10 protein-coding genes and 1 pseudogene are annotated in these 15,444 nt (G+C 66.7%); all 11 read right to left on the reverse strand.

The window, feature by feature from the left end; genetic code table 11:
- Positions 1 to 1,794: a biosynthetic-type acetolactate synthase large subunit gene (gene ilvB / locus ABIE56_RS21325; protein WP_429245829.1), complete on the reverse strand. Its 1,794-nt coding sequence runs from the start codon at positions 1,792 to 1,794 to the stop codon at positions 1 to 3.
- Positions 1,795 to 1,969: 175 nt separating this feature from the next.
- Positions 1,970 to 2,989 carry a ketol-acid reductoisomerase gene (gene ilvC, locus ABIE56_RS21330; protein ID WP_429245817.1) on the reverse strand — a complete coding sequence of 340 codons (1,020 nt, stop codon included), beginning with the start codon at positions 2,987 to 2,989 and terminating at the stop codon, positions 1,970 to 1,972.
- 186 nt (positions 2,990 to 3,175) lie between these two features.
- Positions 3,176 to 4,936 (reverse strand): dihydroxy-acid dehydratase, encoded by a 1,761-nt coding sequence (ilvD, locus tag ABIE56_RS21335; protein ID WP_429245818.1) that lies wholly within the window; start codon positions 4,934 to 4,936, stop codon positions 3,176 to 3,178.
- A complete protein-coding gene (leuB, locus tag ABIE56_RS21340; RefSeq protein ID WP_429245819.1) occupies positions 4,933 to 6,000 on the reverse strand; it encodes a 3-isopropylmalate dehydrogenase in 1,068 nt (355 codons plus the stop codon). Before leuB ends, ilvD begins: the two co-directional genes overlap by 4 nt.
- Positions 5,997 to 6,593 carry a 3-isopropylmalate dehydratase small subunit gene (gene leuD, locus ABIE56_RS21345; RefSeq protein WP_429245820.1) on the reverse strand — a complete coding sequence of 199 codons (597 nt, stop codon included), beginning with the start codon at positions 6,591 to 6,593 and terminating at the stop codon, positions 5,997 to 5,999. Before leuD ends, leuB begins: the two co-directional genes overlap by 4 nt.
- Positions 6,590 to 8,005 carry a 3-isopropylmalate dehydratase large subunit gene (leuC, locus tag ABIE56_RS21350; protein WP_429245821.1) on the reverse strand — a complete coding sequence of 472 codons (1,416 nt, stop codon included), beginning with the start codon at positions 8,003 to 8,005 and terminating at the stop codon, positions 6,590 to 6,592. Before leuC ends, leuD begins: the two co-directional genes overlap by 4 nt.
- Entirely contained in the window at positions 8,002 to 8,949 is a 948-nt protein-coding gene (locus ABIE56_RS21355; protein ID WP_429245822.1) for a branched-chain amino acid transaminase, read from the reverse strand. Before ABIE56_RS21355 ends, leuC begins: the two co-directional genes overlap by 4 nt.
- Before the next feature lie 40 nt (positions 8,950 to 8,989).
- A pseudogene (locus tag ABIE56_RS21360) lies at positions 8,990 to 10,189 on the reverse strand (2-isopropylmalate synthase); the annotation flags it as partial.
- A gap of 1,338 nt (positions 10,190 to 11,527) precedes the next feature.
- Positions 11,528 to 12,808, reverse strand: a complete 1,281-nt coding sequence (gene thrC / locus ABIE56_RS21365; RefSeq protein ID WP_429245823.1) for a threonine synthase — start codon at positions 12,806 to 12,808, stop codon at positions 11,528 to 11,530.
- Positions 12,809 to 12,810: 2 nt separating this feature from the next.
- Entirely contained in the window at positions 12,811 to 13,767 is a 957-nt protein-coding gene (locus ABIE56_RS21370; protein ID WP_429245824.1) for a homoserine kinase, read from the reverse strand.
- Positions 13,755 to 14,903 (reverse strand): homoserine dehydrogenase, encoded by a 1,149-nt coding sequence (locus ABIE56_RS21375; protein WP_429245825.1) that lies wholly within the window; start codon positions 14,901 to 14,903, stop codon positions 13,755 to 13,757. The genes ABIE56_RS21370 and ABIE56_RS21375 overlap by 13 nt, the downstream gene beginning before the upstream one ends.
- Positions 14,904 to 15,444: the final 541 nt, after the last annotated feature.

A 15,444-nucleotide genomic window follows, 5' to 3' on the forward strand; every position in this document is an offset into this window, starting at 1 on the left:
TCAGAACATCCCCGTCGGCTGGCCGGTCGGCGCCACGGGCGCACTGCGGCTGGCGATCCAGTCGCCGGTAATCATCTGGGCGTACGTGGCACCCGGCCCCACCATCGGGTAGACGCCGGCATCGGGGTCGATGACCACTTCGAGGAACGCCGGCCCCTTGAAGGCCAGGAAATCCTCGATGACTGCCGGGATGTCTGCTGGGTTCTCCAGGCGCTGCGCCCACTCGAAGCCATCGGCCTGCGCGGCGCGGACAAAATCCTTCTTGTGCAGGCTCTTGTCCGAGGCGGAGAAGCGGCCCTTGAAGAACAGCTTTTGCCACTGCCGCACCATGCCGTCGCCGCTGTTGTTCAGCACCACGACCTTCACCGGCAAGCCATAGGTGGTCACGGTCTCCAGTTCGCCGATGTTCATGCGGATGCTGGCGTCGCCATCAATATCGATCACCGTGAGGTCGGGGCGGGCGAGTTGGGCGCCGATCGCCGCGGGCAGGCCAAAGCCCATCGTGCCCATCGACCCCGAGGTCAGCCAATGGCGCGGCTCGCGAAAATCGAAGTACTGCGCCGCCCACATCTGGTGCTGGCCCACGCCCGTGCTGATGATGGCGCGGCCATTGGTGATGCGGTTGATCGCCTCGATCACCGCACAGGGCTGGATCGCCTCGCTGTCACGGCAGAAGTTCATTGCATGCGCGCGCTTCAGCCCGGCCACGTGCGCGTGCCAGGCCGAGAGATCCTTGCGGAAGCCCTTGCGGGCGCCGTAAGCGAGCAGGCGGTCGAGCGTGGTATCGAGTGAGCCGACGTGGTGCCAGTCGACCGCTTTCACCTTGCCAATTTCGGCCGGGTCAATGTCGACCTGTGCAATGGCCTTCGCCTTGGGCGCGAACTGATCGGGCACACCGACCACGCGATCATCGAAACGTGCTCCCAGGGCGAACACGAAGTCGCAATCGTCCATAGCGTAGTTGGCGTACGCGGCACCGTGCATGCCCAGCATGTGCAGGGCGAGCGGGTCCGTGGTGTCGAAACCACCAATTCCCATCAGCGTCGTGACCACCGGGATGCCGAACGCATGAGCGAACTCGCGCAACGGTCCGGCGGCGCCGGCAGCGACAATGCCACCACCCGCGTAGATCAGTGGCCGCTCGGCCTGGGCCAGCTGGGCGAAGAATGCCGCGCAATGGGCATCGGCAAGCGTTGCGGATTCAACCGCGTGCAGGCGCGATCGGTAGCCGCGCACGGGCAGTTCGCGGTTGCCTTCGAATGTGAGCGGAGCATTCTGCACGTCCTTGGGAATATCGATAACCACCGGGCCGGGCCTGCCACTGCGCGCGATGTGGAACGCGGTGCGCAGCGTGGCCTCCAGCGTGGAGGCATCGGTGACCAGGAACACGTGTTTGGCACACGAGCCCATGATCTGGCTGATGGGCGCTTCCTGGAACGCATCCGTGCCGATAGAGCCCGTAGGCACCTGGCCGGAGATAACGACCAGTGGAATGGAATCCGCCATGGAATCACGCACTGGCGTCACCGCGTTCGTGGCGCCGGGGCCTGACGTCACGAGCGCCACGCCAACACGACCGGAGGCGCGGGCATACCCGGCGGCCATGAAACAGGCGCCCTGTTCATTGGCGGGGACGATCAGCGGCAGCGGCTCGCTGCCGTCCTCACGCACGTGGTCGGCGTTGAAGCGGAACACCGCGTCGTACACCGGAAGGATGGCGCCACCGGAATAACCAAAAAGTACATCAAGGCCTTCATCGGCAAGGATCTGCACGACGATATCGGCGCCGGTCATGGCGCGCCCGGCCAGGGGGTGCTTCGAGGTGGTGCGGCTAATGTCGCCGACGGTATCCAGTTGCGCGTTCACGTGGGTTTCCTTTTCAAGGCTCTGTGTAGGAGCGCGCATGCGCGCGACTCGGATTTGCGGCAGGCGACCATCGCGCGCAAGCGCGCTCCTACAGGTGGCGGGATCAAGCGGTCTTCGATGCTTCCTCAGCGGGCTTCGGCTGGTTTGCCGCGAGCCACGGCATGCGCGCGCGAAGCTGCGCGCCGACCTTCTCGATCGGGTGCTCGAGATCGCGCTGCTTGAACGCCTTGTAGTTCGGCAGGCCGGCCTTGTATTCAGCGGTCCACTCGCGGGCGAACGTGCCGTCCTGAATTTCCTTCAGTACGGCCTTCATGCGCTCCTTGGTGCCTTCATCCACCACGCGCGGGCCACGGGTGTAATCGCCGTACTGAGCGGTCTCGGAAATGAATTCGAGCATGCGGGCGATACCACCTTCGTAGAACAGGTCCACGATCAGCTTCAGCTCGTGCATCACTTCGTAATAGGCGATCTCCGGACGGTAGCCGGCTTCCACCAGCGTTTCGAAACCCTTGATCACCAGTTCCGATGCACCACCACACAGCACGGCCTGCTCGCCGAACAGATCGGTTTCGGTCTCTTCCTTGAAATCGGTTTCGATCAGCATGGCGCGGGCGCCACCGATGCCGGCGGCGTACGCGGTGGCGCGCTCGGTGGCGTGGCCGGTCGCATCCTGGTGCACGGCGTACAGGCAGGGCACGCCGCGGCCGATCTCATACTCGCGGCGCACCAGCGCGCCAGGGCCCTTCGGCGCGACCAGCACGACGTCGATATCCGCGCGCGGGGTAATCTGGCCGAAGTGGACGTTGAAGCCGTGGGCGAACAGCAGGGTGGCGCCGGGCTTGATATTCGGTTCGATCGATTCCTTGTAGATACCCGGCTGGGTCATGTCCGGCGTGAGCACGGCAACCAGGTCGGCGCCGCGCACGGCATCACCCGGTTCGGCCACCGCGAAGCCATCCACGTAAGCACGGTTCCACGACGGGCCACCCGGGCGCAGGCCGACGACGACGTCGAGGCCGGAGTCCTTCAGGTTCAGCGCGTGGGCGCGGCCCTGGCTACCGTAGCCGAGCACGGCGATACGGGCATTCTGCAGCGGGGCGGTAGTAGCTTGCTTCTCGGTCATGTCGGTTCCTTGGGTAAATAGGTAAATGTAGGAGCGTGCCTGCACGCGATCGGGGAGTGCGCGGCGGCGCCATCGCGCGCAAGCGCGCTCCTACAAAGGCAGATCACTAAGGCGCGGGGGCGTGCTTGCACGCGGCCAGGGATTCAGGGCCCGGTGCGCGCGCTAGCACGCCCCCGCAAAACAAAATTAGTTGCCGATCAGTTCCTGCGTGAGGTCCTCATCCTCAATCTCGCGGCGTACGCGCTGGCTGGTCGCGGGTGCATCGTCAAACGCCTGGGTTACCGCACCCTCGGCGGCGGAGCCCACGAGGCGCGCGTACTTGGCGAGCACGCCACGGGTCACCTTCGGTGGGGTGGGGCGCCATGCGGCGCGACGGGAGGCCAGGTCGGCGTCGGTGCGCAGTTCGCGCGTGGTCGCATCGATAAAGATCGCGTCACCTTCGCGGATAAGCCCGATCGGACCACCGCGTGCGGCCTCCGGTGCAATGTGGCCGACCATGAAGCCGTGGGTCGCGCCGCTGAAGCGGCCATCGGTGATCAGCGCCACGTCGTTGCCCAGGCCGCGGCCGACGAGCGCCGCGGTGACCGCCAGCATTTCGCGCATGCCCGGGCCGCCTGCGGGGCCTTCGTTACGGATAACCATGACATCACCGGCACGGATACGCCCTGCCTGCACGGCCGCGAAGGCTTCTTCTTCGCTCTCGAACACGCGCGCCGGCCCGGCGTGGCTGGTACGGCCGTGGCCTGCCAGCTTCAGGATGCAGCCTTCAGGCGACAGGTTGCCGTAGAGGATGCTGTAGCCACCGCGTGGCTTGAATGCCTCGGTGACGCTGCGAACCACAACCTGGCCCTCGGTAGCCGGCGGTGCGGCATCCAGTTCCTCAAACATGCTACGGCCGGTGACGGTGGCCGTGTTCTTCAGCATGCCGGCCTTGCGCAGTTCCTGCGCCACTATGGCGACACCGCCGGCGGCGGACATTTCTACCGCGCTGTAGCGGCCTCCCGGCATCAGGTCGGCGATGACGGGTGTGTTCTTCGATGCGGGCTCGAAGTCTTCGATTGACAGCGGTACGCGGGCTTCGTTGGCCATCGCCAGCAGATGCAGCACGGCGTTGGTGGAGCCCGCGGTGGCGGCGACGACGCGCGTAGCATTTTCGAACGCATCGCGGGTCATGACGTCGCGCGGCTTGCGGTCGGCTTCCAGACAGGCCATGGCCAGTTCGCCGCAGCGGAACGCGGCGTCGCGCTTGGCCGGGTCCGTCGCGGGAATGTCGTTCAGGCCGACCGGGGTCAGGCCGAGCATGGTCAGCACCATGGCCATGGTGTTCGCGGTGTACTGCCCGCCGCACGCACCGGCGCCCGGGCACGCATGGCGCTCGACATCATCCAGTTCCTCGTCGGTGATCTTGCCGGCGCCGTGGGCGCCCACCGCTTCGAACACGTTCTGCACGGTAATGGCGCAGCCGTTGCGCTTGCCGTGGTCGATGCTGCCGCCGTACAGCGCGACGCCCGGGATATTCAGGCGGGCCAGCGCCATCGCGGCCGCAGGGATGGTCTTGTCGCAACCACACAGCACCACCATCGCATCGAGGCAGTGGCCATCCACGGCCAGCTCGATCGAATCGGTGATCACCTCGCGGCTCACCAGTGATGAGCGCATGCCGGTGGTACCCATGGCGATGCCATCGGTCACGGCGATGGTGTTGAACTCCACCGGCGTGCCACCGGCAGCGCGCACGCCTTCGGCGGCGGCTTCGGCGAGTTCGCGCAGGTTGAGGTTGCATGGCGAGACGTTGGACCAGCTGTGCACGATGGCGACCATCGGCCTGGCGATAGCGTCATCATCCAGGCCGGTGGCGCGCAGCATGGCGCGGGCCGGCGCGCGATCCGGGCCGGTCTTGATCGCATCGCTGCGCAGCGTGCGGATGGGAATCTTCCGGGTGCTCATGCGGCCTCCGCCTTGGCTTGGATGGCGTCCAGGACAGAACGGGTGACGGCGTGCGTCGTGGCCGTGCCGCCCAGGTCGCGGGTGAGGTTGGCGTGCTCGAGTACGTGGTCCACGGCGTCTTCGACGGCGGTGGCTTCGTCGGCCAGGCCGAGCGAATGGCGCAGCAGCATCGCGGCGGAGAGGATCGTGCCCAGCGGGTTGGCCGCCGCCTGGCCCGCAATATCCGGCGCGGAACCGTGGATGGGTTCGTAGATGCCGGCACCGGGACCGCCGATCGATGCGGACGGCGACAGGCCCAGCGAACCCGCCAGCACCGAGGCTTCATCGGTCAGGATGTCGCCGAACATGTTCTCGGTCACGATCACGTCGTAGTCGGCGGGGTGGGTCAGCAGGTGCATAGCCATGGAATCGACCAGCTGGTGTTCCAGCGCCACGTCCGGGAAGTCGGCGGCGACGCGCGTGGCGACCGAACGCCACAGGCGCGAGGTCTCCAGCACGTTGGCCTTGTCTACCGAGGTGACTTTCTTGCGGCGGGTGCGGGCCAGCTCGAACGCGTGGCGCACGACGCGCTCCACTTCCTCGACGCTGTAGCGGCACTCGTCCGTGGCATCGCTTTCGCTGCGCGTTTTGGCGCCGAAGTAGATGCCGCCGGTGAGCTCGCGAATGAACACCAGGTCCACGCCGGCAGTGCGCTCCGGCTTCAGCGGGGACAGCGCGGCGGTGCGCGGATGAAGCTTCAGCGGGCGCACGTTGGCGAACACGCCGAGCATCTTGCGCATGGCCAGCAGGCCCTGTTCCGGGCGCACCTTCGCGGAGGGGTCAGACCACTTCGGGCCGCCGACGGCCCCGAGCAGGATGGCATCGCAGGCCAGGAGTGCGTCGCGGGTTGCCTGCGGCAGCGGGTCGCCAAAGCGATCGATGGCGTCACCACCAATGGCGTGCTCGGTGAAGGAGAATGTATGGCCGAAGCGCTCGGCCACGGCACGCAGGACGGCGACGCCCGCGGCGGCGACCTCCGGGCCGATGCCGTCACCCGGCAATACGACGATGTTGGCCTTCTTCATGCTGCTTTCTCCATGCGTTGTTCATAGGCGCCGATGGCGTCGTCCTGCTGCAGCAGGAAACCCATCTGGTCCACGCCGTTGAGCAGGCAGTGGCGGGCGAATGGTTCAAGATCGAAATGGATGTTTCCGCCATCGGGCAGGCGGATGGTTCCGCTGGCGATATCGATGCGCAGTTCGACGCCGGGGTTATCCAGCAGCCAGCGGTGTTCTGCCGTGGAAAGCACAATGGCGAGCAGGCCGTTCTTCAACGAATTGCCGCGGAAGATGTCCGCGATCTCGCTGGAAATCACTGCCTGGATGCCGTAATCCAGCAGGGCCCACGGCGCGTGTTCGCGCGAGGAGCCGCAGCCGAAATTGTGGCCGGCGACCAGGATGGAGCAACCGCGTGCGGCCGGCTGGTTCAAAGCGAATGCGGGGTTATCGCTTCCGTCGGCGGCGTAGCGCCAATCCTCGAAGCAATGCTTGCCCAGCCCCGTGCGCTCGGTGGTGGTGAGAAAGCGCGCCGGGATGATCCGGTCGGTATCGATGTTTTCATCACGCAGCACGGCCGTGCGCGAGTGCACATAGGTGAGCGGGCGGGTGGTGGTGCTCATGCGGCGGCTTCCTGGTTCATGTACTCACGCGGATCGGTGACGCGCCCGGCCACGGCCGAGGCGGCGGCGACCAGCGGGCTGGCGAGCACCGTGCGTGCGCCCTTGCCCTGGCGGCCTTCGAAGTTGCGGTTGCTGGTGGCGACGACGAGCTGGCCCGGCTGGGCCATGTCGCCGTTCATGGCGATGCACATGGAGCAGCCCGGCTGGCGCCATTCCGCACCGGCTTCCAGGAACACGTGGTGCAGGCCTTCGCTTTCCGCATCGCGGCGCACCTGTTCGGAGCCCGGCACGACCAGCATGCGCACGCCTTCCGCCACGCGGCGGCCACGCAGGATCTCCGCAGCGGCACGCAGGTCGGACAGGCGCCCGTTGGTACAGCTGCCGATGAACACGACATCGACGGCTTCGCCCGCGATCGGCTTGCCCGCGGTGACCTTCATGTAATCCAGTGCACGTTGTTCCAGCGCATCCGCAGCCGCGGGCACCGAGGCGTGAATGGCCATGACCATGCCCGGGTGGGTACCGTAGGTGACCGACGGCTGGATGGCCGAGGCATCGATGCGCACTTCGCGATCGTAGGTTGCGCCTTCGTCGGTGGTGAGCGCACGCCAGCGCGTGACGGCTTCATCCCACGCGGCGCCCTGCGGTGCGCGTTCGCGGCCCTTCAGCCACGCGAACGTGGTGTCGTCGGGGGCGACCAGGCCCGCACGGGCGCCAGCTTCGATCGACATATTGCACACCGTCATGCGCTCTTCCATCGACATGGCGCGGATCGCTTCGCCGGTGTACTCCAGCACGTAGCCAGTGCCGCCACCGATGCCGATCTTCCCGATGATGTGCAGGATCAGGTCTTTCGCGGTGACGCCCTGCTGCAGCTGGCCATCGACGTGGATGGCGAACGACTTGGGTTTGCGCTGGAGCAGGCACTGCGTGGCCAGCACGTGGCCGACCTCGGTGGTGCCGATGCCGAAGGCCAGCGAGCCGAATGCGCCGTGGGTGGCCGTGTGGCTATCGCCGCAGACGATGGTCATGCCCGGGTGCGTGGCGCCCACTTCGGGGCCGGCCACATGGACGACACCCCGGTGCGGACTGTCCCAGCCCATCAGGTCGATGCCGAACTCGCGCACGTTGGCTTCGAGCTTGGCGACCTGGGCTTCGGCTTCCTTCGTGAAGTACGGGCGCTTGCCCGCGGCATCCGGCGGCAGCGTCGGGGTGGAGTGGTCCAGCGTGGCCAGCGTACGATCCGGGCGGCGCACCTTCAGGCCGCGCGAACGCAGTTCATCAAACGCCTGCGGCGAAGTCACTTCGTGGACCAGGTGCAGGTCGATGTACAGCACGCCCGGCGTGCTGTCCGTCTCGGCCTTGACCTGGTGGGCATCCCACAGTTTGTCGAACAGGGTGCGCGCCTTCATGCCGCGACCCTCCCGGCGGTGGTTTCTTCCACCGGTGACAGCCAGCCCCAGCGATCCTCCGTGCGGCCATCGAACAGGCCGAAGAAAGCATCCTGCAGCGCGCGGGTGATGGGGCCGGGACGGCCGCTGCCAACCGGCTTGCGGTCGACCGAACGCACGGCGGTCACTTCGGCGGCGGTGCCGGTCATGAACACCTCATCGGCGAAGTACAGCATCTCGCGCGGCAGCGGCTGTTCGACCACGTCGTAGCCAAGGTCCTTGGCCAGCGTGAGCACGGAATCGCGGGTGATGCCGCACAGGATCGACGCGGCGGCGGGTGGCGTGTAGATCACGCCTTTGCGCACGACAAACAGGTTCTCCCCCGCACCTTCGCTCAGCAGGCCGTCGGTGCCCAGCGCGATGCCTTCGGCGTAGCCGCCGTTCACCGCTTCACGCGCGATGAGCTGGCTGTTGAGGTAGTTGCCGCCGGCCTTCGCGCCGGAAGGGAACGTATTGGGTGCCGCGCGGTTCCACGAGGAAACGCAGACATCCACGCCTTTTTCGATGGCATCGGCACCGTGGTAGGCACCCCACGGCAACGCGATGATCGCGACATCCACGGCGGTATCCAGCGACGGCGCCAGGCTGAAGGTGAAGCCGCTGCGGTACACGATGGGGCGCACGTAGGCGGACTTCAGGCCGTTGGCCACGATCACTTCGCGGCACGCGCGGTTGAGCGTGGCCGCGTCGTAGGGCATCACCAGGTCATACACGCGGGCGGAGTGGAACAGGCGCTCGGTGTGCTCATCCAGGCGGAAATAGCGCGGGCCATCCGGCGTGCTGTACACGCGGATGCCTTCGAATACCGAGGAACCGTAGTGCAGCGCGTGGGCGCCGACGTGGCAGGTGGCTTCGGCCCAGGCCTTGATACGGCCGTTGTGCCAGAGATGGGTCGGGGCTTCCATGGTTCCTCCTTCAGGACTGGACCGCGACGGCCGCGGTCTCGCTTTCAGCCTCGTACGCACCCATGAGGGCGACGAGGTCATCGTTGGTAACGGAGCGCTGGCGATCGGCGACCACCTTGAAGCGCTCGAAGACGGCATCCAGCGTGGTTTCGTCGACCTCGTACTCCAGTTCGACCAGGCGCTGGCGCAGGGCGTGGCGGCCCGAATGCTTGCCGAGGACCAGCGAGGTCTTCGCGCCAACATCCTGCGGGCTCATGATTTCGTAGGTACCGCGGTGCTTGAGCATGCCGTGCTGGTGGATGCCCGATTCGTGGGCGAAGGCGTTATCGCCCACGATGGCCTTGTTGCGCGGCACGGCCTGGCCGGTCACTTCGGTGAGCAGGCGCGAGGTCGGGTACAGGTGCTGGGTGACGATGCCGGTATCCAGCTTGAACAGCGGGCGGCGCGTGTGCAGCGCCATCACGATTTCTTCCAGCGCGGCGTTGCCGGCACGCTCGCCAATGCCGTTGATAGTGCATTCCACCTGGCGGGCGCCGGCGCTGATCGCGGCCAGGCTGTTTGCCACCGCCATGCCCAGGTCATCGTGGCAATGCGTGGAGAACATGACCTTGTCCGCGCCACGCACGTTCGCACGCAGGTAGCGGAACATCTCGGTGATTTCGGCGGGGGTGGTGTAGCCGACGGTGTCGGGAGCGTTGAGCACGCAGGCGCCGGCTTCAACGGCGACCGAGAAGATCTCGGCGAGGTAATCCGGCTCGGTGCGCAGGGCGTCTTCGGCGGAGAATTCGACTTCATGGGCGAGGGCCTTGGCCCTGCGGATCGCCGTTGCGGCGATGTCGATCACTTCTTGTTTCGATTTCCCCAGCTTGTGTTCGCGATGCAGGGGAGAGGTGGACAGGAACAGGTGGATCCGTGAATGCCTTGCGCCTTCCAGGGCCCTTCCGGCGGAGTCGATGTCACCGGGTTGGCATCGTGCCAGCGCGGCGACCGTGGGTTGTTTCAACGTCCTCGCGATCTCGGCCACGGCGGCGAAATCATCGGGTGAAGCCTGCGGGAACCCCGCTTCGATGATATCGACGCCCAGGTCCTCCAGGGCTTGTGCCATGCGCAATTTGGCGCGCCGGTCCATGGAAAACCCAGGGGCCTGCTCGCCGTCGCGCAAGGTGGTGTCGAAGATACGCACGCGGCCTACGTCGCTTTCGACGTCGCCGTGTGTACTGCCCTGGTGTGCTGGATTCATGTCTGGCTCCGCTCGTTGTCGAGGCGGGCCGGGCAATAAAAAACCCCGCATCCGTGTCCGGGTGCGGGGTTCTTAAGGAGTCTTCAGGTTATTTTCGTTTCACCTGGACACTTGCCCTTAGCCCGCACCTCCGCAGGTAATAAGTACAAGGTTAATAAGAAGGAGGCCGCCGCCGAGACGCAGCTTTCCGTCGACCTTGGTAAGTCGATTCAGGGAAAAGCGGCCATGGGTGGTGCGCTGCGTCATGCGGTCGAACGTACGTCACCGGTTTGACGCGTGTCAACAGTTTCGTTTGTAAGAATTTTCCTAGGAACGTTTGGACGGCTATCCATCCAACCCGTGGTTTTGTCCCGCAACCCGCGCCGGACCGCGGCATCCACGCCACTGGTATACCCACCCAGATGCGCCCCTGTAGGAGCGCGCTTGCGCGCGATCGCACGAGCGAGTTGACCGCAAGACGCAGCCGGACGCTGCACGAACGACACCGCCCGCTCCCTTGGAGTCGGCCTACCCGACATCCACGCCCAACCCACCCGGCATAGAAGAATTCTGAAAAACGATCGAATGTGATCTGCGTCACATAGGAAGGGGCATACGTCGCGGTACGGATACCGTAGAGTCCGCCGCCTCGCAATATCTAACGGGCTCGGTTACATGGCATGGACATCGCACCGGCAGTTCACTTGCTTCATTCTTCTGTTTGGCAAGGGCGTGCCTGAATGAGGTTATCGGGCTGGATGAATGTCGCCGTGACGGTCCTTGCGATCACGGGCTGTGTCTTCGGGGTATCAAAGGAGAGGGAGCTGCAAATGGCTCCCCATCCTGGCACCGCATCCCTGAAACGCACGGTGGCGGAGATCGCATCTGAATTCGTTGGAGGCCGCTCCGTCCCGATTGAGGTTATAGAGAGGGAACCGTCCATATATGTCCGCTCACGCGTGAGTTTGCCGGCCGGGCCAGTGAATCTGGACCCGGTTGTAGCCGCGCTTGAAGCGCAAGGCTACAAACGCCACGCATTTTCTCAGGATAGGTACGCGATAGTTTGTAAGGGTGAGACCGTAGTCAAAGTAAACCTGTCGTCGCCCGAGTCGCGCTCCAGATCAGCTTGGATCGAAGCGTCCTGGGGAACTGCCCCGATCTTCGGAGGAACCCGGCCGACGTGTCCTGCGGGTAGCCGATGATGATCAAAGCTTGTATGGGGTGTTTCACGAGACATTTGGGTGATGCTGCCCAGAACGTTAGTCAGGCGGTGCGGATCGCGCGCAAGCGCGCTCCTACAAGGCGGCGGTGGCCTGCTTGTGTAGGAGCGCGCTCGCGCGCGATCGGGTGCGCGGCGACCTACCAGCCCCGCAGCCAATCAGCAAAAACCCGCCCGTCGGCAGCCATCGGCTCCGCGACGGCCTCCCGGGCCAGCATCGCGGCCAATGCCTCCGGTACCTCCACCTCCCGACCAATCAACGGCTCGACGATCGTGTCGAACTTGGCCGGGTGGGCGGTGGCGGCCATGGTCCAGGCGCGTTCGTCACCGGCCAGGCGGCGCTGTTCGAACACGCGGATGGCGGTGGCGGTGTGCGGGCAGAACACTTCGCCATCCGTAGCCGCATGGCGGCGGATCACATCGCGGATGGTGGCATCGTCGATGGCGTGGGCGGTGCCGTTCAGGCGGGTGGCCTCGTCGCTGCCGAACAGGTGGCGCAGGCGCTCGAAGTTGCTGGGCGCACCGACATCCATGGCGTTGGCGATCGTGGCGATGGCATCGCGCGCCCGGTAGGGCTGGCCGCCGAAGAATTCCGGAAGTGTATCGTTGGCGTTACAGGCGAAGACGACCTCGCCGATCGGCAAACCGATCTCACGCGCCCACAGGCAGGCCACGGCGTTACCGAGGTTGCCGGTCGGCACGATGACGTTCATGGGTTGGTCGCCAGCATTCAGCGCGGCGTGGCCGAAGTACGCCATCTGCGGAAGCAGGCGGCCGAGGCTGATGCTGTTCGCGGACGACAGCGGCACATCAGCCTGCAACGCCGGATCACCGAAGGCCCCTTTCACCAGGCGCTGGCAGTCATCGAAGCTGCCTTCCACGCGTAGCGCCCGCACGTTGCCGCCGAAGCTGCCGAGCTGGTGGGCCTGGCGTGGCGACACGCGGTTATCGGGGTAGAGGATGGCGACGCGCACACCGGGAATACCATGGAACGCGGCACCGACCGCCGCACCCGTATCGCCCGATGTGGCCACGAGGATAGTCAGGGGCTGGTCTTCACCTGCACGCAGCCGCGCGATGCACGCCGCAAGGAAGCGCGCACCGAAGTCCTTGAACGCTGCCGTGGGCCCATGGAACAGCTCCAGCACGTGCGCGCCGACGATCTTCAGCTCGCGCCGTGGCGCAGGGTGCGAGAACGCTTCCGCGCAGATGGCCTCAAGCTCACCGGCGAGCGGGTCCCCTGCAAAGAAGGGTTCGAGCATGGCGAAGGCCGTGCTGGCGAGGTAGCCGCCCGAGGGCAACTTGCCGACGCGCGGCATGGCCTCGGGTACATACAAGCCACCATCCGGCGCAAGGCCGGTCGCGATGGCGGACGAAAGTGACACCGGCGCGGCCCCGCCGCGCGTACTTACATAGCGCATTGTCACACCACCCGCGCCGCGGGGCCATCGATCGGCGCGACCAAAGCATCGCTGCGGTGCCCAGCGTGGCGGAACGCGGCCTGCATGTCGTGCGCAGCGGCGACGGCGGCGGCGCGATCCTCGAACCAGCCGAACACGCTGGGGCCGGCGCCGGAGATGCTGGCGCCGAACGCACCATGGTCGAGCGCGGCCTGCTTCACGGCATAAAAGCCCGGAATGAGCGGGGCGCGGCGCGGTTCCACCAGTACATCGGAAAGGCCTTCCCGGACCAGCGCGGCTTCACCGCGGTAGCAGCCTGCCAGCACCATGGCCAGGTTCGCGCTCTGTGCGACGAATTCGCCCAGCGCATAGTTGCCCGCCAACGCGGCACGGGCCTTGCGGGTTTCGAGCACCACGTGCGGATGGACCAGCGCGCAATGCCACTCGGCCGGCACGGGAACACGCACAAGGCGCGTGTCGGTGGCGAGTACCAGGCCGCCCAGCAACATGGGGCCCAGGTTATCGCCATGCCGGCTGCCGCTGGCGACCACTTCGCCATCCATCGCGAACGGGTAAAGCGCATCGCGCGGCAGCGGTTCGTCGAGCAGCGCATTCGCCGCAACCACGGCGGCCACGCACGAGGCGGCGGAGCCACCCATGCCGGATCCCAGCGCGATGCCTTTGTGCAGGGTGAGCTCAAAGCCGAAAGGCAGCTTCAGCCCACGCATCATTGAAAGCAGCGCGGCACCGGCGGTGTTGTCCTCGGGCTTCAGCGGAAGATCGGTGATGACACCATGGATGGCGGCAATCCGCACCTCGCGCTCAGGAATCCGGCGTACCTCGGCGCGGTCGCCGGCGCCTTCCACCGTGTGGCCAAGGATGTCGAAGCCGATCCCCACGTTGCCGACGCTGGCGTAGGCCTCGGCGGTCGCGACATCGGTACGGGCAAGGGGCGAGGTATCTTCTTTCAGCATGCGCATCGTTTTACTCCCATGGCGCCGGCCACGCGCAGCAGGTCCGTGAACACCGCCGCCGCCGTGACCTCGGGGCCGGCACCCGGCCCCTGGACTACCAGGGCATTGTCGCAGTATCGGCGCGTGGCGAAACGCACCACGTTATCGGTGAGCTGGCCATGGGCGAACGCGTGGCTGCGCGCCAGCACCTGCACGCCGACCGAGGCGCCGTCGCGGTCCAGCCGCGCCACGTGGCGAAGCACCCCGTCGGCCGCCTTGGCCTCGGCCAGCAGGGTGGCCATGGGTGCATCCATGGCGGGCAGGGCCTCCATGAAGTCTTCGCGGCTCAGTTCGGCCAGCGCTGGCGGGACAAGGCTGTCCACCGCAACGTCATCGAGCGAGAGGGCGACACCGGCCTCCCGTGCGAGGATCACCAGTTTGCGTGCCACATCCATCCCGGAAAGGTCGTCACGCGGGTCCGGCTCCGTATAGCCCAGGGCATGGGCCTCGCGGACCAGCGCGGAGAACGGCACCGAGCCATCAAAGCGGTTGAACAGCCAGGCCAGCGTGCCGGAAAGCATGCCTTCCACGGCTTGCAACTCATCGCCGGTATCGATCAGGTCGCGCAGGGTCTGCACCACCGGCAGGCCGGCACCCACCGTGCCTTCGTAATGCAGGCGGGCGCCGCTGGCATCGGAAGCGCGGGCGATGGCCTGCCAGCGGTTGATACACCCGCTGGCCGCGCGTTTGTTGGGGGTCACCACATGGATACCGGCGGCGAGCCAGCCGGCGTAGTGATCGGCCACGGCATCGCTGGCCGTGCAGTCGGCCAACACGGCGGCTTCGCCCTGGTGCCCTGCGACATAGGCGGCGAAGTCGTCCAGGGCCACGGGGCGCCAGGTCTGGGCCCCGCCCATGCGCCCGTTCAGGGCCTCATCATCGCAATCCAGCCACATGTGCCGGCTGTCGCTGACCGCGCGCAGGCGCAGTTCCAGCCGGCATTCGCGCAGCAGCCGGGGGGCTGCATGGCGCAGCTGGTGGAGAAAGGCGGTTCCGACCTTACCGGGGCCGATAACCCCCACGTTCACGACAAGGGGCGGTAGCACCGCGCGCGCGGGCGCGGCACGTAAGGGCGAGCGGGGTAAAGCGACGGCGATGGACACGGTAAAGCCTCCGGTTGAGGCCCGTCACATCGCAAGAAGGGAGTTCGGCTGTGGATCCCGGCGCCGGTCCCGTCCTGCGGGAGGTCGGGGCCGGCAGCGACATGGAACCTAAGCGCGCGCGGACTCCGATCCTCCGACCGTAGTGGTCGTGGTGGTGGTCGTAGTCGCGGTGGTGGTGGACGCAAGCGCGCGGACCACGGAGGTGGCCAGGGTGGAACGCAGCGCGGGCGTGTTGGGATACATGGCTCGAACTTAGGCCGCCGTTGTGCGGTGTGTCAAGCGGCAAAAAGTCATAGGCGCCGGGGCGCCCCCGCAGTTGTAGGAGCGGGGGGGGGGGGGGGGGGGGGGGGGGGGGGGGGGGGCCCCCCCCCCCCCCCCCCGCCCCCCCCCCCCGCCCCGGGCGGGGGGGGGGGGGGGGGGGGCGGGGGGGGGGGGGGGGGGGCCGGCCGTGCGGCGGAACACCCCAGACACCCGGGCACAGGCGGCACCGCCAGCCCCCCGGCCGCGCGGGCCGCGGGGGCGAGGGCAGCGCCCCCGCCCG

It is taken from the genome of Luteibacter sp. 621, assembly GCF_050435445.1.
Classification (GTDB): domain Bacteria; phylum Pseudomonadota; class Gammaproteobacteria; order Xanthomonadales; family Rhodanobacteraceae; genus Luteibacter.